The organism is Nonomuraea insulae (assembly GCF_042656245.1).
Window position 1 is genome coordinate 21,546 of sequence record NZ_JBHSPA010000001.1, and the last position, 20,358, is coordinate 41,903.

The following is a 20,358-nucleotide window of genomic DNA, read 5'->3' on the forward strand; positions in this document are numbered from 1 at the left end:
TGTGGCCTTTCGAACACTCCCTAGTCATGCTGGGAAGCGTGGCTACTTCTGCGCATCCCTTCAGTAGGCGACCACTCCACATCCCTCCGTTGCCATGTCCGTTCGCGAATGAGATCAACGTTCATGCCTCGGAGGTCGATGCGGAGAGCCACACCTGGCTGGCCGCCTCAAACATGCTCAACGGCGCCGAGACGATCGAGCACTTCCGGCGCTCCCAGATCGGCCTGCTCGCGGCACGCACCAACCCCGCCGTGCCGCGCGACAGCCTCCGGCTGATCAACGACTGGTACAACTGGCTCTTCGCCTTCGACGACGCGTTCTGCGAGGGCGAGCTGATGGGGCACCGGGCCTCCGCATTGGCCCGCGCCCTGCCGCCGCTCCTTGAGATCCTCGACGGACGCAGGGAACCGGACACCGGCGACCCCTTCGGGCTCGCACTCAACGAACTCCTGCGCCGGATCTCCGAGTGCGCCACCCCCGCCCAGGTGGACCGGTGGCGGATCACGGTGAAGGAATACCTGTTCGCCCAGATCTGGGAGGCAGCAAACCGAGAAGTCGATCTCATCCCGAACCCCGAGGACTACGTCCTGATGCGCCGCATCACCGGGGCCACCTACACCTGCTTCGCCCTCATCGACGTCGGCGGCGGTTACCGGCTGGAGGCGGAGGAGTGGCACCACCCGGACGTGCGCAGGCTGTCGGATCTGGCGTGCGACCTCATCGGCTGGGACAACGACCTGCTGTCGTACGCCAAGGAGCGTGGCAACGACAAGGCCAGGCACAACCTCGTCACGGTGCTGGCCACGCACAAGGCCCTCACCCTCCAGAACGCGCTTCGCGAGGTCTCCGCGATGCACAACGACGCGATCGCCGCCTTCATCGACAGGCGCGCGGCGCTGGAAAAGTGGGCCCCGCTCCCGGTCCGCAAGTACGTACGTGGCCTCGAACACTGGGTGCGCGGCCACATAGAGTTCTCACTCGGCAGTGCGCGCTACGTGCTCGCCTGGCCTGACGGCACCCAGTGGCCGCAGGCGGTCTAGGTCCCCATCAGCTCTCGTCAGGGGCGTCCGGGTCTTCCAGCGCGAGCGCGGACGCCTCGTCGAGATCGAGCCGGGCGCCCTCCTCGAACGCGTCCTTGAACGCCAGCTCGCCCAGCCCTCGCTTGCACTCGCGTACGCACTGGTCGTGAACATCGGTCATCCACGGCGCCCCGAGCTGCGGCAGGCCGGCCGTCCGCCAGTTCTGGTGCAGCGCCCCGAGCAGCTGGGAGGCCAGCTCGATCTGGTCGGACATGGCGAAGATCCGCGCCGCCGTCTCCAGCGCCATCAGCATGCCGAGCGTGTCGTGGAAGTGCCGCTTGATCCGCAGCGCCTCCCGCGTGTTCTGCAGCGCCTCGTCGGCCCGCCCCGACGCGAGCCTGGTGCCCGCCAGCGCCCACTGCGCGTGCGAGCTGAGCCACAGCTCACCGCGCTCCCTGCACACCTGCAGGCAGTCCTGCAGCAGCGACTCGGCCTCGTACAGCTCGCCCTGGGTCGTCAGCACGATCGACAACTCGACGATCGCGGGCAGCAGGCCGGGGTTGAGCTCCTTGTTGTCGGTGTTGAACTCGATCGCCACACCCAGCAGCGCGCTGGCCTTCTGCAGGTCGCCCTGGAGCAGCGCCGCCGTGCCCTGCATCTTGGAGGCCAGGATCACCGCCCGCGAGTCGCCCACCCGGACGGCCTCGGTGCTGCACTTCTCGGCCGCCTGGAGCGCCCCGGCGCTGTCGCCCTGGGCGCTCTTGACGTAGGAGAGCACCCACAGGGCCTTGCAGCGCTCCTTGCTCACCGTGGGGTTGGCCTCCAGGGCCCGCTCCAGATAGAGGCGGCCCTCGCGGGCGAAGCCGCAGCACACCCACATGAACCACAGGGACGACAGCAGCGTGAGCGCCGGCGCGGACTTGCCGGGCGCCTTGAGCGAGTGCTCCAGCGCCACGCGGACGTTGTCGTGCTCCTGCCGCATGCGGACGAACCAGTAGATCTGCCGGGGCCCCGACCAGGCGTCCTCGCTGCGCTGGGCCAGGCTCAGGTAGTACTCCAGGTGCCGCTGGCGCATCTGCTCGGACTGGCCGAGCTTGTCCAGCCACTCCTCGCCGTATTCGGCCAGGGTGTCGATCAGCTTGTAGCGTACGCCGGCGTGGTTGCTCCTGATCAGCAGGATCGACTTCTCCACCAGGCCCGTCACCAGGTCGGTGATCTCCTCCGACGGCAGCCGCCCGTCGGAGCACACGAACCTGGCCGCGTCGAGCTCGAAGTCGCCCGCGAACACCGACAGCCGCGCCCACAACAACCGCTCGGCCGGCTCGCACAGCTCATGGCTCCAGCCGATCGCCGCCCGCAGCGTCTGGTGCCGGGGCAGCGCGGTGCGGCTGGCGCCGGCCAGCAGGCTGAACCGGTCGGCCAGCAGCCCCAGGATCTGCTCCACCGACAGCGCCCGCAGGCGCACGGCGGCCAGCTCGATCGCGAGCGGGATGCCGTCGAGCCTGCGGCACAACTCGGCCACCGGGGCGATGCTCTCCTCGTCCAGCACGAAGTCGGGCACGCTGGCCCCGGCCCTGGCCGCGAAGAGCTGCACGGACTCGTTGGTGAACAGGCTCTCCGCCGGATCGTCGCCCGGCACCTGCAACGGCGGCACGGGCACCACGTGCTCGTAGGGCAGGTGCAGCGACTGGCGGCTGGTGGCCAGCACCTTCAGGTTGGGCGCGGCCTCCAGCAGCTCGTGGACCAGCTCGGCGCAGCCCTGCACCAGGTGCTCGCAGGTGTCGATGATGAGCAGCATGTCGCGCTCGCCCACCCACTCCGACAACGACTCCGACTCCGCCCGCGACGACTGGTCGGCGATGCCGAGCGCGGAGGCGATGGTGTGCTTGACCATGCCCGCGTCCTGCAGCCGCGCGAGGTCGGCGAACCACACGCCGTCGGGGTAGTGGGTGCGCACCTGGTGCGCCAGCCGCAGCACCGTGCGCGACTTGCCCACGCCGCCGATGCCGGTGACGGTCACCAGGCGTGACTCGTTGAGGTGTCGTTTGAGGTTGGCGAGGAGGCGGGTCCTGCCGATGAAGCTGGTGAGCTCCGCCGGCAGATTGCCTTCTCGCCGCCAGCCTGTCGGGGTGGCCATGAGCAGACCTCACGGGGGGATCGGCGACACCTGCTCTGACATCGTACCGCCGGGGCCTTGACCTGTCCTTGAACCAGCCGACACGCTCGGTATTGGTTTGTACGTCTCGGTAGTATGTCCGGCGTGGATGATTTTCTACCTGAGCAGACCGCCGACGACACCGACCTCGGCTGGGGCGACTGGCGGTCCGACGACGCCGACGCCTTCTACCTCGACAACAAGCCGCCACATTGGGGCTGAGCTTCCGCCAGGCGCGCCCCGCTGACTACGATGCCATCGCGGCCGTGGTCGACGACTGGTGGGGCCGCCCGATCCTGCCGTCCGTCCCCAGGCTCTTCCTCGATCATTTCCACCGTACGAGCCTGATCGCCGAAGACGGCGGCGGGCTGGCGGGGTTCCTGATCGGCTTCCCTTCGCCGTCGCTGCCGGACGAGGCGTACATCCACTTCGTCGGCGTCTCTCCCGGCTTCAGGAAGAGCGGGCTGGCCCGCGGCCTGTACGAGCGCTTCTTCGACCTGGCCCGCGACCACGGCCGCCACGTCGTCAAGGCCATCACCGCGCCGGTCAACGCGACCTCCATCGCCTTCCACCGGCGCATGGGGTTCGAGGTCGGCGACCCCGTTCCCGGCTACAACGGTCCTGGCACGAGCCTGGTCACGTTCGTCCGTACGATCTAGCCAGCGCGGTGCGCTCCGACTCCACCAGGGCGCGGCAGCGGGCGACCTCCCGCTCCACCCGCGCCCGGTCCCAGCCGAGCGGGCCCGCCATCAACTCGGCGATCAGCGGGGCCGCCCGGTCGGCCAGGTCGCTCGACTCGATGAGCATCCGGGTGCGGCGGGCGACGATGTCCTCGGCGTGCAGCGCGCCCTCGTGGGTGACGGCGTAGCGGACCTCCGCCCTGAGCCACGGGCCCGGCTCGATCAGCGGCTCCCCGAGTGAGGGATCCCGCCGGACGATCTCCAGGACCTCCATGGCGAGGTTGCCGTAACGCCGTACGAGGTAGGCGACGGTCTCCGTGTCCAGGTCGTGGTCCTCGGCGATGCGCTGGACGGAGCGCTCCAGCGCGGGCAGCCCGTCCGCGCCGATCAGCGGCAGCCGCTCGGTGACCGACTCCGGCACGTCGTAGCCCTCCAGCGCGGCGTCGATCACGTCCTTGGCCATGATCCGGTACGTGGTGAACTTCCCGCCCGCGATCGTCGCCAGCCCCGGCACGGGCACGTCCACCACGTGCTCGCGCGACAGCCTGGTGGTGGCGGAGGTCTCGTCGGCGGCCACCAGCGGCCGCAGCCCCACGTAGAGGCCCACCACGTCGTCCCTGGTCAGCGGCCTGGCCAGGACCGAGTTGGCGTGCTCCAGGATGTAGTCGACGTCCTCGCCGGTGGCCGCCGGCTCCTCCCGCTCGCCGTCCCAGTCGGTGTCGGTGGTGCCGACGATCCAGCGGCGCCTGGTCCACGGGATGATGAACAGCACACTCTTCTCGGTACGGATGATCATCCCGGTACGCGAGTCGATGGCCTCGCCCGGCACCATGACGTGCACGCCCTTCGACATCCGCACCGTGAATCCCGGCTCCGCCGCGCCCGGCAGCGAGGTGACCGGGCCCGTCCACACGCCCGCGCAGACCACCACCGCGTCGGCGCCGACGTCCACCTCGCGGCCACTCTCCTCGTCACGCACGCGGGCGCCGACCACCCGCTCGCCGCGCTCGTCGCGCAACATCGCCACGGCGCCGGCGCGGGTGGCGATCACGGCGCCGTGCGCGGCGGCCGTACGGGCCAGCGTGAGCGTGAAGCGGGCGTCGTCCACCTGCGCGTCGTAGTAGATCATCGCGCCGGTCAGCACGTCGGCCCGCAGCCCTGGGGCGATCTTGCGGGCCTCCTTGACCGACAGGTTCCGGTGCCTGGGCATGGGGCGGCGCATGCCCTCCAGCGCGTCGTACAGCGTCAGCCCCGCCGCCACGTACGGCTGCTCGACCACCTTGCGGCGCAGCGGGTAGAGGAACGTGACGGGCCTGACCAGGTGCGGGGCCAGCCTTGAGACCAGCAGGCCGCGTTCCTTGAGCGCCTCGCGTACGAGCTTGAAGTCGAACTGCTCCAGGTAACGCAGCCCGCCGTGGATCAGCTTGCTGGACCTGCTCGACGTGCCCGAGGCCAGGTCGCGGGTCTCCACGAGCGCCACCCGCAGCCCGCGCGAGGCGGCGTCCAGCGCGGCGCCCGCGCCCGTCACACCCCCGCCGATCACCAGCACGTCGAAGGTCTGCCCGGCGAGCCGGTCGATGGTCTCCTGCCGGTTCGTGGCGTCGAGCGCGCCGGTCAGGCCCACGGCTCACCTCTCACTTTCCGCAACCTATTACGCACAGTCCGTATGCATTCCCTCGGATCGGGAATGGCACACAAAGGTGCGAGGGGGTGGCGGGGTGGTCGAACGGCTCAGCCAGAGGGGGCTGACAGGCGAGCTCATCGCGGAGTTCGCCGGGACGATGGTGCTCATCCTGTTCGGCGCGGGCGTGGTCGCGCAGGTGGTGGCGGGCGGGCTCGGCGATCACGACAGCATCGCGTGGGCCTGGGGCATCGGCGTGGCGCTCGGCGTCTACGTCGCGGGCCGCACCACGGGCGCGCACCTCAACCCCGCCGTCACGCTGGGGTTCGCCGCCTTCCGCGGCTTCCCGCGGCACAAGGTCATGCCGTACGTCGTCGCGCAGACCGCCGGGGCCTTCCTCGCCGCGCTCATCGTGCGCTGGAACTACACCGAGATCCTGGCCATGGCCGACCCCGGGCACACGATCAAGACCCAGATCGTCTTCTCGACCCTGCCGGGCAACGGCACGCTGCCGGTCTCGATGTGGGGCGGGCTGCGCGACCAGATCATCGGCAGCGCGATCCTGCTCTTCATCATCTTCGCCCTGTCCGACACGGCCAACATGGCGCCGAGCGCGAACATGGGGCCGGTCGTCATCGGGCTGCTCGTCGTCGCCATCGGCATGGCGTACGGCGCCGACGCCGGCTACGCCATCAACCCCGCCCGCGACTTCGGGCCCCGCCTGGCCAGCTTCCTCACCGGATACCGCGGAGCGTGGCGAGATCAGTACGGAGACCTGTACTTCTGGGTCCCGATCGTCGGCCCGGTGCTCGGCGGTCTCCTCGGGGCCGGCCTCTACCAGGCGTGCATCTCCCGCTTCCTGCCTCAGGGCGAGGACCGCGACACCGTGAAGCCGTCAGATTGAGAGTGAGACATGCCTGACTTCGTCGGCGCCGTCGACCAGGGCACCACGAGCACCCGTTTCATGATCTTCGATCACGACGGCGCCGAGGTGGCCAAGTTCCAGCTCGAACACGAGCAGATCCTGCCCAGGGCCGGCTGGGTCGAGCACAACCCGATCGAGATCTGGACCAGGACCGCCGCCGTCGTCCAGACGACCCTGCAGCGCGCCGGCCTGCACCACGACGACCTGGCCGCGCTGGGCATCACCAACCAGCGCGAGACCACGATCGTGTGGAACCCGCGCACCGGCCGCCCGTACTTCAACGCCGTCGTCTGGCAGGACACCCGCACCGACCGGATCGCCGCCGCGCTCGACCAGGACGAACGCGGACAGATCATCCGCGACAGGACCGGGCTGCGGCCCGAGGCGTACTTCTCCGGCGGCAAGATCCAATGGATCCTGGAGAACGTGGACGGCGTCCGCGAGGCCGTGGACCGGGGCGAGGCCGTCTTCGGCAACACCGACACCTGGACCGTGTGGAACCTCACCGGCGGCGTCAACGGCGGCGCCCACGTCACCGACGTGACCAACGCCAGCCGCACCATGCTGATGGACCTCGGCACACTCGACTGGGACGACGAACTCCTGTCGTTCTTCGACATCCCGCGCGCCATGCTGCCCGAGATCCGCCCCTCCTCCGACCCCACCGGCTACGGCGTCACCCTCCGGTCCGGGCCGTTCGGCGGCGAGGTGCCGATCACCGCGATCCTCGGCGACCAGCAGGCCGCCACCGTCGGCCAGGTCTGCTTCGCGCCCGGCGAGGCCAAGAACACCTACGGCACCGGCAACTTCCTGCTGCTCAACACCGGCACCTCCCGCGTACGCTCCGAGAGCGGCCTGCTCACCACCGTGGCCTACAAGTTCGGCGACCAGCCCGCGGTGTTCGCCCTGGAGGGCTCGATCGCGGTGACCGGCTCCGCCGTCCAGTGGCTGCGCGACCAGCTGCACATCATCACCACCGCGGCCCAGAGCGAGTCGCTGGCCCGGCAGGTGAGCGACTCCGGCGGCATGTACTTCGTCCCGGCCTTCTCCGGCCTGTTCGCCCCCTACTGGCGCGCCGACGCCCGCGGCGCCATCGTCGGCCTGTCGCGCTACAACAACGAGGCCCACCTCGCCCGCGCCACCCTGGAGGCCATCTGCTACCAGAGCCGCGACGTGATGGAGGCCATGCAGCGCGACTCAGGCGTCGTTCTCGACGTCCTCAAGGTGGACGGCGGGGTCACGGCGAACGACCTGTGCATGCAACTCCAGTCCGACATCCTCGGCGTCCCCGTAAGCCGCCCGGTCGTGCCCGAGACCACCGCCCTCGGCGCCGCCTACGCCGCCGGCCTGGCCGTGGGCTACTGGCGCGACACCGACGAACTCCGGGCCCACTGGGCGGAGGACCGCCGGTGGGAGCCGGAGTGGAGCGAGGAGGAGCGCGAGAAGGGGTACGCGGGCTGGAAGAAGGCCGTCAGCAAGTCTCTCGCCTGGACGGACTGACCTGATCATCCCGTGGGCCGGGGTGTGTCGCCGGGCGAGGGCCCGGGTCAACTGACCACGTCCTTGCGCCGGAACCGGCGGAAGGCCACCGCGATGAGGATGGCCGCGTACGTGATCGACACCGACGCCCCCTTCGCCATGCCGCTCCAGTCCAGTTCGGGCGCCAGGGCGTCCAGCCAGGCGTTGTTCCAGAACGTGGGCAGGAACTCGCGCAGCACGCCCAGGGCCTCGACCGCCTGGAGGATGGTGCAGACGATCCACAGGCCGACCGCCCCGCCCACCGCGCCCAGCGGGGAGTCGGTCATGGTGGAGACGAGGAAGGCCAGGGCGGCGACGACGAGCTGGCTGACCATCGCGTAGGCGATCACGATCCCGAACCGCGGCAGCACGTCGAGAGCCGGGATCACCTCACCCGTCCCCGGCACCTGGATGTCGTCCCAGCCGAACGCCAGCGTGCCCGCCAGCAGCGCCATCACCGGCAGGCAGATCACCGCCGCCGCCGAGTAACCGAGCGCCACGATCAGCTTCTGCCGCAGCAGCCGGTCGCGGGGCACCGGCGCCGCGAGCAGGTAGCGCAGCGAGGACCAGTTCGCCTCGCTGGCCACGGTGTCGCCGCAGAACAGGGCGACCGCCACCACCAGCAGGAAACTGGCCGACACGGACAGGGCGAAGGCGGCGAAGTTCAGGCCGCTCGCCGTGGCCAGGTCGGAGATGCGCAGCGCCGACTGCGCCTGCCCGCTCGACTGCGGCCCGAACTGGAACGCGATCACGAGCACCCACGGCAGCGCCAGCAGCAGCCCGAACATCGCCAGCGTCCGCCGCCGCTTGAACTGCCTGACGATCTCCACCCGCAACGGCAGCGTGCGGTTCGGCGCGTACCCCGTCGCGGTGGTCACGTCTTGTCTCCGATGAGGTCGAGGAACACATCTTCCAGGCGCGGCCCGTGCCCATTGGTGGACACGGCCGAGCTGAGCAGCCGCGACACGGGACCGGCCGAGACCAGGCGCCCGCGCTGCATGACGACGACGTGGCTGCAGGTCTGCTCCACCTCGGCCAGCATGTGGCTGGAGACGATCACGGTACGGCCGTCGCGCGCGTAGCGCTTGAGCACCTCCCGCATCTCCCGGATCTGGGGCGGGTCGAGCCCGTTCGTGGGTTCGTCCAGCACCAGCAGGTCCGGCAGCCCGAGCATGGCCTGGGCTATGGCCAGCCGCTGGCGCATGCCCTGCGAGTAGGTCCGCACGGCTCGCTCCAGGGCCTTGCCGAGGTTCGCGATCTCCAGCGCCTCGTCGAAGTGCGCGTCGGCCTTCGGCCTTCCGGTCGCCGCCCAGTACAGCTCGATGTTGTCGCGCCCGGACAGGTGCGGCAGGAACCCCGGCCCCTCCACGAACGACCCGAGCCTGGACAGTACGGGGGCGCCCGGGGTCACGCGCTCGCCGAAGATGCGGACCTCGCCGTCGTCCGGCTGGATGAGACCCATCATCATCCGCATCGTCGTCGTCTTACCCGCGCCGTTCGGCCCGAGCAACCCGAGCACCTGGCCCTGCTCGACCCGGAACGACAGGCCATCGACGGCCAACTCGCCGTTGCGGTACGCCTTCGTCAGCCCACTGATCTCCAGCGGCACCTCCAGGCCATCACCACGAACCGCCGGCACATCACCGCCATCCCCGACCGCCCCGCCACCCGGGACCACCTCGCTGCCTGGGATCGCCTCGCCACCCGGGATCGCCTCGTCGCCCGGGACTGCCTCGCCATCCGCGGCCGCCCCACTGCCGGCGGTTGCCTTGAGGCCCGAGGTGGCGGGCTCCTGCGCACTGCCGGGGGCGTCGGCATGATCGTCCGTCTGACCGTTGGAGGAGGCAGGAACGCCGCCGACCGGAGCGGGGACCGAGGTGCCGGGCGCTTGGCCGTTGGGGGAGGGCACGAGGGGCGGCGAGTCCTGTGGCTGGACGGGCGCCGGTGCGTTCGCGGCCAGGGCGGTGCGGCGGCGGGGCCGGGTGGGCGTGCGGCCCGTGGCCAGGATGATGCCGGCGACCACCACGGCGGCCAGGGGCATGGCCCAGACCCACCAGGCCACCCCGGTCGGAGCGGCGGCCAGGGTGCGGACCGTGGGGACCGCGAGGGCGGGAGAGGCCAGCGAGACCTGGTACGTGGCCGGCTCGGCGGGCGTCGCGAACCCCATGTCGGTCGTGGTCACGACCAGCCGCAGCCGGTGGCCGACGGCGAAGCGGTAGTCCACGGTGGGCAGGGCGACGGTGGCCTCGGCGCTGCCCGCGCCCTCGGGGATCGTCACCCGGATGGGGGCCACCAGCCCGGCGGGCAGGGCGGGCAACTGGGTGCTGTCCGCCACGTCGTACAACTTCGCGAACAGCGTCGCCTCGCCCTTGCCCGACACCTTGATCTTGACGGTGGGGCTGCCGGTGAGCTGGAGCGGGGTGGTGAGCGGGCGGGACTCGTACGCGGCGCTCTGGCCCGGCATGTCGATCGAGACGCCGCCGTTGGTCTGGCCGCCGAGCAGGCCGCCGATGCCGGGCACGGTCGAGATCGAGGCCGGTGCGCCGCCGGGCGGGTTGACGATGTTCTGCTCGGGGCCGTTCAGCTCGACGGTGGAGGTGTCGGTGCCCGCGAGGCCGGGGTAGGAGGCGGCCTCGGGATGGAGCCGGATGCGCTGGCGCGTGCCGGGGTCACGCCCGCCGTCACGTGTCACCGTGAACGCGCTCACAGGCGCCGCCGGGTCCTCACCCTTCAGATAGTGGCCGAACCAGGCCGTGGACTGGTCGAAGAGCCAGTCGGCCTCGCCGTTGCCCCCGTCGTGCCCGCCGTCGAACCAGGCCAGGCTCACCGGTGTGCCCGCGGCGGCGATGGCCTTGGCGTTCGCGTCGGCGTGGCTGAGCGGGAACAACGAGTCGCGCTGCCCCTGGATGAGCAGCGTCGGGGCCTTGATCTGGCCTGCCACGGTGATCGGGCTCGACCTGCGCAACAACGCGATGGCCTCCGGCGTGGCCCTGCCGTCCTTCGCCACCTGCTGGTAGACGTCGCAGACCGCGGTCAGGAACCGGCCGCACCGCGCCTGTTCCGCCGACACCGCCCCGGCGGCCTCCCGTTGGCCCAGCAGCGACATGGTGTCCAGCGAGACGCCCTGGCCGAAGAAGATTCCGGCCCACATGCGCTTGAAGACCCCACTCGTGGCCACATCGCCCTCCTGTCCACCCGAGGTGGCGGCGGAGGGGGTGGCGGAGGTCGAGGTGGAAGCGGTTTGAGGGGTGGTGGCTGAGGTCGAGGTGGAGGCGGTTTGAGGGGTGGTGGCGGTGGTCTGGGCGGCGGCGTTGGGGAACAGCGCGTCGGCCAGGTCGGACCAGGTGATCTGGGGCACGATCGCGTCCACCCGCTGGTCGTACGCCGCCGTCATCAAGGCGATGGCGCCGCCGTACGAGCCGCCCGCGATGCCGACGCGTGGGTCGCCCGAGGCGTCGAGTTGAACGTCGGGACGCTTGGCCAGCCAGTCGATCAGCTGCTTGACGTCCTTGACCTCGTAGTCAGGCGAGTTGAGCGCGATCTGGCCGGTCGAGCGGCCGAAGCCGCGAGCGGACCAGGTCATCACGGCATAGCCCTGCTGGGCGAGGCGGACCGCCTGGTCTCTCATGCTCTGCTTGCTGCCGCCGAAACCGTGGGCGAGCAACACGGCAGGCGCCTTCCCGCCGTCGGGCGGCGGGAAGAACGTCGTATCGAGCTCAACCCGTTGGTCGTCGGCTGGTCCGTCGACGACGGTTATCTTCTGGTCCTGGCCCCGCACCTCGGGAACCGACGGCCACACCAGCCACGTCGCCACCCCGATGAGGGCGAGCGCCGCTACCAGAGCGGCCACACGCTTCATGCGGTGAGCCTACTTTCCGCACCTGAGAGATCCCTGAGACGGGGTTCACGCCGGAACCTGCTGGAAGGTGCTGATGGAGGTGAACAGGGCGATCATGAAGCCTGCCGCCGGGTGTCGTCCGAGAGCGCTCGGGCCACGGTGAGGCTGTCTTCGTAGATGTGGTAGCGGGTGATCAGGTCGTTCTCGATCGTGAGATGCAGCGCGAACGGGGATGTGTAGGACCTGCCGGTGGTCTCGACGGTCTGCGCGATGTCGCCGAGGACGACGGCGTCGTCTCCGTCCACCAGGATCCGCGCCACCGACGTGCCGTTCAGCTCGGGCACGTGGTAGGCGCCCAGCATGCGGAAATGCTCCGCCACGTCATGACGGCTGGAACGGGGGCGGATCCACGGCACCGACGGATGCCCCTCCTCCGGCCAGTTGAACCGCCATTCGCTCTGCTCGGCGAACAACGCGGCGATCCGGTCGACGTCTCCCTCACCCATACGGCGCAGCAGTTCCTGAACGGTTTCGCGAGTCGTCATTATTTGTCCTTAAAGTCTGTTTCTGCGGTGCCGTTGCAGTCTCCTCGGATTCGTGCGGCCTGGCGATTACCCGCGAGATAAGGGGAACGGCTATCTCCGCTTGCGGTCAGCCCAAGATCGCGTAGACGGTCGTGGCCTGCGCCGCCGTCTCCGCGCTGCCCTCGGCGGTGAGGGTGATCTCGGTGAAGGCGAGGGTGCGGCCCAGCTTCGTGATGCGGACGTCGAGCAGGACATCCTTGCCCAGCACCGGCCGCTGGAACGTCGTGGACTGCTGGACCGTGGTCATCGGCACGAACTCGCCGCGCGCCGCCGAGATGGCGATGACCGTGGCCGTGTCGGCGGCGGCCATCATCGCCTGACCGCACAGCCCGCCGCCCTGCCTGGCCAGATCGTCGGACCACGGCAGGCGCACGATCGCGTGGCGCTCGCCCACCTCCTCCACGCGCAATCCGAGCTGCTGGATCCAGGGGGCGAAGTATTCCTGGAGAATCGCCTCTGCGTCTTCTGGGGTCACCGGGTCATCATGCACGCTGTATTTCATGGGTGAGGTGCCGCGCGAGGGTTCTGTGGACAAGTGGCCCGCGGTGCGGAAGCGCCTGTGGACAAGGCGGTTCCCGCCGCCGTCCTCCCGTGGCCCTGAGCGGCTGAATGGTGTGCGTCCGCATGCGAGCGGGAGGGTGACATGTCGGTGACGGGCGGCGGTAACGGTGCCGAGCGGTCGGTGGTGGAGATCTTCGTCCCGTCCACGTACGACGCAGCCGTACCGTATGAGCTGTTCGCCCGCCTACGGGCGGAGACGCCCGTGTGCTGGGTACCGGAACCGGCCGTGGGACCGTGGCGGGAAGGGCCCGGTTACTGGGCCGTGTTCAGGCATCCCGACGTCAAGCACGTGCTGCGCAACCCCCAGGACTTCTCCTCCCATCTGGGCGCCACCCAGATCCGCGACCCCGACACCCCGGACGATCTGCGGTTCGTCCAGGTTCAGATGCTGAACATGGACCCGCCGGACCACTCCAGGTTGCGCAGGATCGTGGCGGCGGCCTTCACCCCGCGTGCCGTGCGGGCCCTGGAGCGGACGATCGCGGAACGGGCGTCGGCGCTGTTCGGGGAGGGGGAGTGCGACTTCGTGGAGGTGGCCGCGGACCTGCCCGTGTGGACGCTGGCGCACGTCATGGGCGTTCCCGCGCAGGACAAGCGGTTGTTGTACGACTGGGCGTCGCGGGTGATCGGCTACCAGGACGACGACTACGCGGGGCTGTCCACGGCGGACGTCGAGTCCCTGAGCCCCATGGGCCGCCTCGCCCTCGCGGCCAGGCCGAGGCTCGGGCCGGGGGTCAGCCCGCGTTCCAGGGCGGCGCTGAGCGACATGTTCGCCTATGCCCACGCCCTTGCCGAGGCCCCCGCCGATGGTGAGTCCGTCATGTCGGCCATGCTGAAGGGCGGCCTGACGGAGGCGGAGTTCGAGAACATGTTCTTCCTGTTCGCCGTCGCCGGGAACGAGACCCTGCGCAACGGCATCCCCGGCGGGCTGTGCACGCTGCTCCAGCACCCCGCCGAGTTCGCCCGTCTCCGCGAGGATCCCTCCCTGCTGGACTCCGCGATCGAGGAGATGCTCCGCTTCTGGCCGCCGGTCATGCACTTCAGGCGTACGGCCACCCGCGACCTCACCCTCGCCGGCCGGCCCATCAGAGCGGGCGACAAGGTGGTCGTCTACCACGCCGGCGCCAACCGCGACCCGGCCGTCTTCCCCGACCCTGACCGTTTCGACATCGCCCGCACCCCGAACGACCACGTCAGCTTCGGTTTCGGCCCGCACTTCTGCCTCGGCGCCCACCTGGCCCGCGCCCAGTTCCGCTCGGTGTTCAGGGAACTGCTCGCCTGGGACGTCGAGCCGGCCGGAACCGCTCGGCGGCTCACGTCCAACTTCCAGAACGGCCTCAAACACCTCCCCGTACGCCTGCGCCACCGCTGACGACGCTCCTGGAAAAATGCCGATGCGCCGGCGCCGAGCCGACGCCTACGATCATGACCATGAACGACTATCTGCAGGTCAACCGGGCCAACTGGAACGCGAGAGTCCCCATCCACGTCGGCAGTGCCTTCTACGACGTCGAGGGTTTCAAGGCGGGCCGCGACCCGTTGCGCCCGTTCGAGATCGACGAGGTGGGCGAGGTGGCCGGACGCACTCTGGCGCATCTGCAGTGCCACTTCGGCCTCGACACCCTCGGCTGGGCCAGGCGAGGCGCGGAGGTGACCGGGCTCGACTTCTCGGAACCGGCCATCGAGCAGGCCAGGAGGATCGCCGCGGAATGCGGCATCCCGGCGAAGTTCGTCACCGCCGACGTCTACGACGCGCCCGAGGCGCTCGGTGAGAGGTATGACATCGTCTACACGGGCGTCGGCGCCCTGGTCTGGCTGCCCGATCTCACCCGGTGGGCCGAAACGGTCGCAGCACTGCTAAAGCCGGGCGGAAGTCTGTATATCGCGGAATTTCACCCGTTCGCCGACGTACTGGATGACGAAACGGGCGCCAAGGTCACCCACCACTACTTCGACCCCGGCCCCCACGTCTGGGAATATCCGTACACCTACACCGGCTCCGAGATCCTCGAATACCAGACCTCCGTACAGTTCCGGCACGAACTCGGCGAGATCGTCAGCGCGGTCGCGGCGGCCGGGCTGCGCGTGGAGTTCCTGCACGAACACGATCACACGGTCTTCCGCCGCTTCCCCACCCTGACCGAGGACGGCGGCGTCTACCGCATGCCCGGCGACGCCCCCAGGATCCCTCTCATGTTCTCCCTGCGAGCCTCAGCCGGTAGTGCACCTCCTCCAGCGGCGGATTCGCCGGCGTCTTCGTCCGGCCCGACGGCGTGAACCCGTACCGCTCGTAGAACCGGCGTGCCCGGGGGTTGTCCGCCAGCACCCACAGCCCGGCCTCCGTGCCGCCGGCCGCCGAGATCGCGTCTGTGGCCGCCGTCATCAACGCGCGTCCCATGCCGGTCGAGAACTCGGCCGGGAGCACCCCGCCAGGTACGCGTCGGGCATGAGTCCGCGGTAGGCGACGCGCCAGGTGGCGATCCACACGGCCTCGATGGCGGCCGAGTCCTGGGCGAGGGCGGGCCGGATGTCGAAGGGCATGGGCGATATTGTGCCGCCAGTCAAAGACGGTCGAACGGACTCATCGCGGGACAGTGGCACCGATGACCGTAAGATTCAGTCCCGTGAAGTCTCCAGCATCCTTCAAAAAGGCCGCCGCCTGGGCCCTCCCCTACTGGACCCGCGGCGAGGCCGGCCGCGACACGCCGCAAGATCTGTTCAGGGTGCTCTACTTCGGCTGGCTGGTGGCGTTCACGTTCAAGGTGCTCGGCTCCGCCTGGGACGTCTCGTGGCACTTCATGTGGCTGCGCGACGACCTGGCCCCGCCCCACCTGCTCAACTCCGCCGGCACGGCCCTCGCCGTCGCCCTGACCGTGATCCACGGCTACACCGGCTACGGCGTGGACAAGGCCGCGCTCCGGCTCATCCAGTGGGGCACCGGGATCTTCCTCATCGCGGTGCCGCTCGACCTGATCAACCACCGGGTCAACGGGCTCGACATCACCTCGTGGAGCCCGTCGCACATCATGCTCTACGCTGGAACGTTCTTCATGATCGCGGGTGTGGTCCGCGGCTGGTTCATGGGCGCGCCGCCGGGACGGGAGCGGGTGGTCGTGCTGGGGGCGTTCCTCGCGTTCTTCCTGGAGAACGTGCACTTTCCCGAGCAGCACCAGGAGTACGGCATCCTGTCGCTCGGCGCCTGGGACAACCACGCCGTCTACGCCGAGAAGATCCTGCTCCAGTTCGCGGCCGACCAGATGGGGCGGCCGGTGGACCGGGTGATGATGACCGGGTTCACGCTGCCCGTGCCGGACTACCTCTACCCCGTGTACGCGGTGGTCGTCGGGCTGTCGGTGCTGGTGGCGGCCAGGCTGATGATCGGCAGGTTCGGCGCCGCCACCCTGGTCGCGGCGGCGTACGTGGGGTTCAGGACGGTGGCCTGGCCACTGCTGACCTACACCGGGTTCCCGCCGTCGGCGCTGCCGTTCTTCCTCATCGTGGGCGGGGTGCTGGTGGACGTGGCATTCCTGGTACGGATGCCCGCCGTCCGGGCGGTCCTGGGGGCGGTCGGCGTGACGGCCGGCGCCTTTGGCGCGCTGATGGCGCAGAACGCGGTCATGGGGCCGGTGTACGGGGCCCTCATGGGCCAGAAAGAGCTGCTGGGGGCGCCGCCACTGGCCACGTCGTCGGCCGTGTGGGCCGGGCTCGGGCTGCTCGTCGCCTGGCTGGCCATCGAATGGTTCGCGGCCAGGCGCAGGCCCCTGCCGGTCCCCGCCCCACCCCCGCCCGTGGTCACCCCCGCCACGCCGTAGACGGCGGCCATGCCGTCTGCGGCGGCCCCACGCCGTGGACAGCCGCTATGCCGTCTGCGGCGGCGCGCCCCCACGCCGTAGACGGCTGCGACGCCGTAGAAGGCTCTCAGGCGATCGAGGCGCGGGTGATCGCCACCGCCACGCCGTACGCCAGCCCCATCACGCCCACCTCGGCCGCCGCCCAGCCCACCAGGGCGGTGGCCTGGCCACGGCGGATGGCGGGCAGCAGCCGGAAGCGGATGTGCGCGGCCAGCGGCACCAGCAGCGCCACCAGGGCGGTCTTGACCACGACCAGCAGCCCGTAGTGGCTGGTCACGATCGCGTCCGGCAGTTTCACCCCGGGCGTGAGCGCCATCGTGCCCAGCCCCGTGACGAGGCCGGACAGCGCCACCATGAGCAGGCACACCGTGGCCATCCTGGAGAACTTCGGCATCACCCTGGCCAGCAGGTCCCGGTGCGGCGCCAGGAACGCGGCCGTGGCCACCAGCCCGCCCGTCCAGGCCGCCGCGCCCATGACGTGGATCTCCATCGAGATCATGATGGGGTCGTGCCAGACCGAGTTGACCGCGTGCCCGGTGACCGGGATCGGCAACAGCCCGAACAACGCCACGATCACCCGCAGCTCGGCGGGAACCTTCTCGCCGAACCGCACCGCCATCAGCCCGATGCCGGCCGCCACCAGCGCGCACGCCGCGCTGAACAGCAGCCCCTGACCCGTGCCGACGCTCCCGATGTAGCCGGCGATCATCCCGAACGTCGGCACGGCGCCGGGATTGAGCTCGGCGGTCTGGAAGACGATGGTGAGCAGCGCGCAGATCGCCCACGCCCAGGCGGCGATCACGGCCAGCGGGCGCACCCTGACCAGCACCGGCTCGGTACGGTCCGGGTCGCTGAAGCCGAGCAGCTTGGGCAGCAGGCTGAGCCCGACCGCGGCCACGGCGGCCAGGTCGAGCAGCACACGGACGACGGGCAGCCCGAACGACACGAGCGGTCCCGGCATGGGGATCCCGGGGACGGCCTCCTGCGCGGTGAACGAACTGGCCGCCACGGCCGCGACGACCGCGCACACGCCGAACGCGCCCACGACCAGCCGCCCGCCGACGCGCTGCCGGGGCAGGGGAGGAGCGGCGACCGTCACGACCGCGTCCCCTCAGCCCCGGAAGCCGGTGCCGCCGGGCCGGAGCGGCGCAGTGCCACGGCGGTGCCCGCCGCCAGCACCAGCAGCGCGCCCACGATCCACACCACGGCCATCCCGGCCCCGCCGTTGGCCGCCGCCTCGGCGGCCTCGGCGCTGGTGCCGCCGGAAGCCGCCCCGGCCGTGACCCCGGAGGCGTCCGCGGCCAGGCGGAAGGTGATCTTCCCCGTGACCGGGTGCCCGTCGGCCGACAGGATCCGGTAGCCCACGACGTAAGAGCCTCCGGCGGGCAGCGGTTTCACCTTCACCGACACCCGCTCGGCCGCGACGGCGGCACTCCCGTCGGCCCACGAGGAGCCGTCCGCCCCGGTCACGCCCACCTGCGCGTATCCCTGGCGCACCGCCTGGTCGAACACCAGCGTCACCCGCCCGGGCGAGGCGGAAAGCGTGGCCCCGTCGGCAGGGTCGCTGCTGATCAGCACGTTGTGCGCCATGGCGGGGGAGCACAACGCCCCCACCGAGGCGAACGCGAGCAGCAGGACCGTGAGTAGCCGCCTCACAGATCAGAACCTTCCATCGAACACTTCGAGAACCTGTCCATGGTCCCATCGATGGAAGACCGGTCACGCGGAGGTGGCCTCCCAGATCCCCATGACCTGCCAGATCCGCCGGGTGAGCGGGTTGATCAGCCCGATCTCGGCGCACAGCTCGCGCGTCTTGCCCACCGAGTCGCGGATCTCCCGCCGGGCCTCCGGGTTGCGCAGGTAGACCTCGGCCACCACGTGGGCGGGGATCCGGAAGCGGCGGATCATCGGCCCGGGCGGCGCCAGCATGATGCGCGCCATCACGCCGAGGATGAGCGGCGAGACGACGCCCAGCAGCAGCCGCCGGTGGGCGGGCAGGCGCGGCACCCGGTTACGCAGGTAGTGCCGGGCGAACGAGATGTGCCTGGCCTCCTCCGCGATGTGGATGCGCATGATCGTCTCTTCCAGCGGGTGGTGCGCCCTGCCGTCCTTGAGCAGCCGGCGCTGGACGTGGTCGATCGGGTCCTCGCCGCCCAGCACGAACACGAAGAACAACTCGGTCGAGACGAGCGGGATCCAGGGCGCCACCTGGGCGATGATCGATAACGGCCGGGGCATGCCGCGGATCGGCATCCCGGTACGGTTCACGAACTCCTGGAACATCATCCCGTGATGTCCCTCTTCGATGGTCTCGTGGTAGACGTACCGGAACTCGGGGGATCCGTTCGGCAGCCGGTAGGCGTAGTTGAGCAGCCCGCGTTTGAGCAGGTTCTCGAACTGCAGCCCGATCTTCATGGCGGTGGCCACCCGCCATAACCCGATCCGCGCGCGCACCTCGGGTGAGCGGGCGCGATACCAGGGGTGGGCGCCCAGCCGGTCCACCCCGGTCAGCTCCCAGCGCGGATCGGTCTGGTCCACCTGGAACTCCGGATCGTCCCACGGGATGTCGCGGTACGGCTCCCAGTGCTTGTCCACCGACGCCTTCGAGAGGCGTTCGATGACCGCTCGGTACGCGCTCCCGCTCGCGACCTTCTCGTCACGTTCCCTGGCGGCGGTAGAGCTCGGTGCGGATGTCATCGCATGCACTCCTCTCCCTCGCCCAGCAATTGTACGGAGAATCCAATAAGGCTGGGAAGGGGCGGGATCACAGCTTTTCCGCGGGCACCCCCAACTCGCTCGCCGCCGCCGTACGGATGAGCGCGTTCACCCGTCGCCGTGACAACACCTTCGGATGCGCGTGCGTCTGGACCGCCAGCCCGTCTATCAGCGCGAAGAGCCGCCACGTGGTGTCGTCGGGGATCTCGCACACGAACTCGTCGCACTCCACGCCGGCCTCGATGATCGTACGCATCAGCGTGCGGCCCCTGGCGTCGATCTTCCGCGAGATCTCTTCGAGCTCGACGCTGCGCATCGCCTCGGACCAGGCGTCGATCCACAGCCGCCAGCCCTCGGTGGGGATGGCGGGGGAGCAGAGCCGCAGCAGGGAGCGCATGCGGTCGAGTGGCGTGCCCTTGGACCGCTCGACGTCCGCGAGCGCGTTGAGATGCAGCCGGGCGGCATAGGTGAAGGCCTGCGCGAGCAGCCGCTCCTTGGTCTCGAAGTGGTAGAAGAGCAGCGCTTGGCTCACCCCGGCGGCCCTGGCGATGTCCAGGGTCCTGGTGTGGCCGAACCCCTGCTCCGCGATCACCTCGCAGGCCGTCTTCAGCAAATCCTCGCGCCGTAATCGGCTGAAACCTGTTGTCACAGCGAGTAACTCTAACTTCTGATCACTGGGATTTATAGGACAAACCGGGACGGTTCTGGCATAAAGATCTCCCTCGTGGTCATTCGCCGGCGGTCAGGTTGATCATGGTAACCGCGTGTCCCGAACGCCTTTCGGTTGGGGTCTCAACAAACTGCCTCAGTCATCCTTAACCGGCATCCCCAGGACGAAACGGTCGTCGGTGGCCGAATCCTCGATCCGCGCCTGCCGTCGTGGCTTGTCCC

Annotated in this window: 19 protein-coding genes; 7 read left to right on the top strand and 12 right to left on the bottom strand. The window is 70.0% G+C overall.

Annotated elements, in window-relative coordinates; genetic code table 11:
* The first annotated feature begins 89 nt into the window (after positions 1–89).
* Positions 90–1,040, top strand: coding sequence for a terpene synthase family protein (locus ACFPZ3_RS00090; protein WP_379511799.1), 951 nt, complete (start codon positions 90–92; stop codon positions 1,038–1,040).
* Positions 1,041–1,047: 7 nt separating this feature from the next.
* Here the strand turns inward: ACFPZ3_RS00090 and ACFPZ3_RS00095 are convergent, their stop codons facing one another.
* On the bottom strand, positions 1,048–3,156 hold the full coding sequence (locus ACFPZ3_RS00095; RefSeq protein ID WP_379511800.1) for an ATP-binding protein: 2,109 nt from the start codon (positions 3,154–3,156) through the stop codon (positions 1,048–1,050).
* A gap of 284 nt (positions 3,157–3,440) precedes the next feature.
* On the opposite strand from ACFPZ3_RS00095, the gene ACFPZ3_RS00100 reads away from it, so the two are divergent.
* Positions 3,441–3,833: a GNAT family N-acetyltransferase gene (locus ACFPZ3_RS00100; protein ID WP_379511801.1), complete on the top strand. Its 393-nt coding sequence runs from the start codon at positions 3,441–3,443 to the stop codon at positions 3,831–3,833.
* Here ACFPZ3_RS00100 and ACFPZ3_RS00105 read toward each other — a convergent pair.
* Entirely contained in the window at positions 3,811–5,478 is a 1,668-nt protein-coding gene (locus tag ACFPZ3_RS00105; protein ID WP_379511802.1) for a glycerol-3-phosphate dehydrogenase/oxidase, read from the bottom strand. The two genes, ACFPZ3_RS00100 and ACFPZ3_RS00105, sit on opposite strands and share 23 nt — an antisense overlap.
* Before the next feature lie 94 nt (positions 5,479–5,572).
* Between ACFPZ3_RS00105 and ACFPZ3_RS00110 the strand changes: the two genes are divergently transcribed.
* Both ACFPZ3_RS00110 and glpK read left to right on the top strand, forming a co-directional pair.
* Positions 5,573–6,379 carry an MIP/aquaporin family protein gene (locus ACFPZ3_RS00110; RefSeq protein WP_379511803.1) on the top strand — a complete coding sequence of 269 codons (807 nt, stop codon included), beginning with the start codon at positions 5,573–5,575 and terminating at the stop codon, positions 6,377–6,379.
* Between the two features lie 9 nt (positions 6,380–6,388).
* Positions 6,389–7,900 (top strand): glycerol kinase GlpK, encoded by a 1,512-nt coding sequence (gene glpK / locus ACFPZ3_RS00115; RefSeq protein ID WP_379511804.1) that lies wholly within the window; start codon positions 6,389–6,391, stop codon positions 7,898–7,900.
* A gap of 47 nt (positions 7,901–7,947) precedes the next feature.
* Here glpK and ACFPZ3_RS00120 read toward each other — a convergent pair whose 3' ends face one another.
* The 4 genes from ACFPZ3_RS00120 to ACFPZ3_RS00135 all read right to left on the bottom strand — a co-directional run bounded on the left by ACFPZ3_RS00120 (position 7,948) and on the right by ACFPZ3_RS00135 (position 12,815).
* The gene (locus ACFPZ3_RS00120) at positions 7,948–8,796 is read right to left on the bottom strand and encodes an ABC transporter permease (RefSeq protein ID WP_379511805.1); all 849 of its coding nucleotides are present in this window, start codon (positions 8,794–8,796) and stop codon (positions 7,948–7,950) included.
* A complete protein-coding gene (locus ACFPZ3_RS00125) occupies positions 8,793–11,777 on the bottom strand; it encodes an alpha/beta fold hydrolase (RefSeq protein ID WP_379511806.1) in 2,985 nt (994 codons plus the stop codon). Before ACFPZ3_RS00125 ends, ACFPZ3_RS00120 begins: the two co-directional genes overlap by 4 nt.
* 92 nt (positions 11,778–11,869) lie before the next feature.
* Positions 11,870–12,301 carry a nuclear transport factor 2 family protein gene (locus ACFPZ3_RS00130; RefSeq protein WP_379511807.1) on the bottom strand — a complete coding sequence of 144 codons (432 nt, stop codon included), beginning with the start codon at positions 12,299–12,301 and terminating at the stop codon, positions 11,870–11,872.
* A 106-nt stretch (positions 12,302–12,407) separates the two neighbouring features.
* Positions 12,408–12,815 (bottom strand): PaaI family thioesterase, encoded by a 408-nt coding sequence (locus tag ACFPZ3_RS00135; protein ID WP_379511808.1) that lies wholly within the window; start codon positions 12,813–12,815, stop codon positions 12,408–12,410.
* A 168-nt stretch (positions 12,816–12,983) separates the two neighbouring features.
* Between ACFPZ3_RS00135 and ACFPZ3_RS00140 the strand changes: the two genes are divergently transcribed.
* Together ACFPZ3_RS00140 and ACFPZ3_RS00145 are read left to right on the top strand one after the other, a co-directional pair.
* Positions 12,984–14,273, top strand: a complete 1,290-nt coding sequence (locus ACFPZ3_RS00140) for a cytochrome P450 (protein ID WP_379511809.1) — start codon at positions 12,984–12,986, stop codon at positions 14,271–14,273.
* A gap of 59 nt (positions 14,274–14,332) precedes the next feature.
* The gene (locus ACFPZ3_RS00145) at positions 14,333–15,178 is read left to right on the top strand and encodes a class I SAM-dependent methyltransferase (RefSeq protein ID WP_379511810.1); all 846 of its coding nucleotides are present in this window, start codon (positions 14,333–14,335) and stop codon (positions 15,176–15,178) included.
* Here the strand turns inward: ACFPZ3_RS00145 and ACFPZ3_RS00150 are convergent.
* Both ACFPZ3_RS00150 and ACFPZ3_RS00155 read right to left on the bottom strand, forming a co-directional pair.
* Positions 15,093–15,299: a GNAT family N-acetyltransferase gene (locus ACFPZ3_RS00150; RefSeq protein ID WP_379511811.1), complete on the bottom strand. Its 207-nt coding sequence runs from the start codon at positions 15,297–15,299 to the stop codon at positions 15,093–15,095. The two genes, ACFPZ3_RS00145 and ACFPZ3_RS00150, sit on opposite strands and share 86 nt — an antisense overlap.
* Entirely contained in the window at positions 15,284–15,442 is a 159-nt protein-coding gene (locus tag ACFPZ3_RS00155; protein WP_379511812.1) for a hypothetical protein, read from the bottom strand. The genes ACFPZ3_RS00150 and ACFPZ3_RS00155 overlap by 16 nt, the downstream gene beginning before the upstream one ends.
* Positions 15,443–15,525: 83 nt before the next feature.
* Between ACFPZ3_RS00155 and ACFPZ3_RS00160 the strand changes: the two genes are divergently transcribed.
* Positions 15,526–16,713, top strand: a complete 1,188-nt coding sequence (locus ACFPZ3_RS00160) for a hypothetical protein (RefSeq protein WP_379511813.1) — start codon at positions 15,526–15,528, stop codon at positions 16,711–16,713.
* Between the two features lie 106 nt (positions 16,714–16,819).
* On the opposite strand, the gene ACFPZ3_RS00165 is transcribed toward ACFPZ3_RS00160, so the two are convergent.
* The 4 genes from ACFPZ3_RS00165 to ACFPZ3_RS00180 form a co-directional block, all read right to left on the bottom strand.
* Positions 16,820–17,851: a copper resistance D family protein gene (locus ACFPZ3_RS00165; RefSeq protein ID WP_379511814.1), complete on the bottom strand. Its 1,032-nt coding sequence runs from the start codon at positions 17,849–17,851 to the stop codon at positions 16,820–16,822.
* Positions 17,848–18,408, bottom strand: coding sequence for a copper resistance CopC family protein (locus ACFPZ3_RS00170; protein WP_379511815.1), 561 nt, complete (start codon positions 18,406–18,408; stop codon positions 17,848–17,850). The genes ACFPZ3_RS00165 and ACFPZ3_RS00170 overlap by 4 nt, the downstream gene beginning before the upstream one ends.
* A gap of 63 nt (positions 18,409–18,471) precedes the next feature.
* Positions 18,472–19,449, bottom strand: coding sequence for an AurF N-oxygenase family protein (locus tag ACFPZ3_RS00175; RefSeq protein WP_379511816.1), 978 nt, complete (start codon positions 19,447–19,449; stop codon positions 18,472–18,474).
* 67 nt (positions 19,450–19,516) lie between these two features.
* Positions 19,517–20,116, bottom strand: coding sequence for a TetR/AcrR family transcriptional regulator (locus ACFPZ3_RS00180; RefSeq protein WP_379511817.1), 600 nt, complete (start codon positions 20,114–20,116; stop codon positions 19,517–19,519).
* Positions 20,117–20,358: the final 242 nt, after the last annotated feature.

Excerpts from the sequence above, each read along its gene's own strand:
- ACFPZ3_RS00130 (WP_379511807.1), bottom strand. The coding sequence starts at position 12,301 with ATGACGACTCGCGAAACCGTTCAGGAACTGCTGCGCCGTATGGGTGAG.
- ACFPZ3_RS00125 (WP_379511806.1), bottom strand. The coding sequence starts at position 11,777 with ATGAAGCGTGTGGCCGCTCTGGTAGCGGCGCTCGCCCTCATCGGGGTG.
- ACFPZ3_RS00140 (WP_379511809.1), top strand. The coding sequence starts at position 12,984 with ATGTCGGTGACGGGCGGCGGTAACGGTGCCGAGCGGTCGGTGGTGGAG.
- ACFPZ3_RS00175 (WP_379511816.1), bottom strand. The coding sequence starts at position 19,449 with ATGACATCCGCACCGAGCTCTACCGCCGCCAGGGAACGTGACGAGAAG.
- ACFPZ3_RS00095 (WP_379511800.1), bottom strand. The coding sequence starts at position 3,156 with ATGGCCACCCCGACAGGCTGGCGGCGAGAAGGCAATCTGCCGGCGGAG.
- ACFPZ3_RS00145 (WP_379511810.1), top strand. The coding sequence starts at position 14,333 with ATGAACGACTATCTGCAGGTCAACCGGGCCAACTGGAACGCGAGAGTC.
- ACFPZ3_RS00150 (WP_379511811.1), bottom strand. The coding sequence starts at position 15,299 with ATGGGACGCGCGTTGATGACGGCGGCCACAGACGCGATCTCGGCGGCC.
- glpK (WP_379511804.1), top strand. The coding sequence starts at position 6,389 with ATGCCTGACTTCGTCGGCGCCGTCGACCAGGGCACCACGAGCACCCGT.
- ACFPZ3_RS00155 (WP_379511812.1), bottom strand. The coding sequence starts at position 15,442 with ATGCCCTTCGACATCCGGCCCGCCCTCGCCCAGGACTCGGCCGCCATC.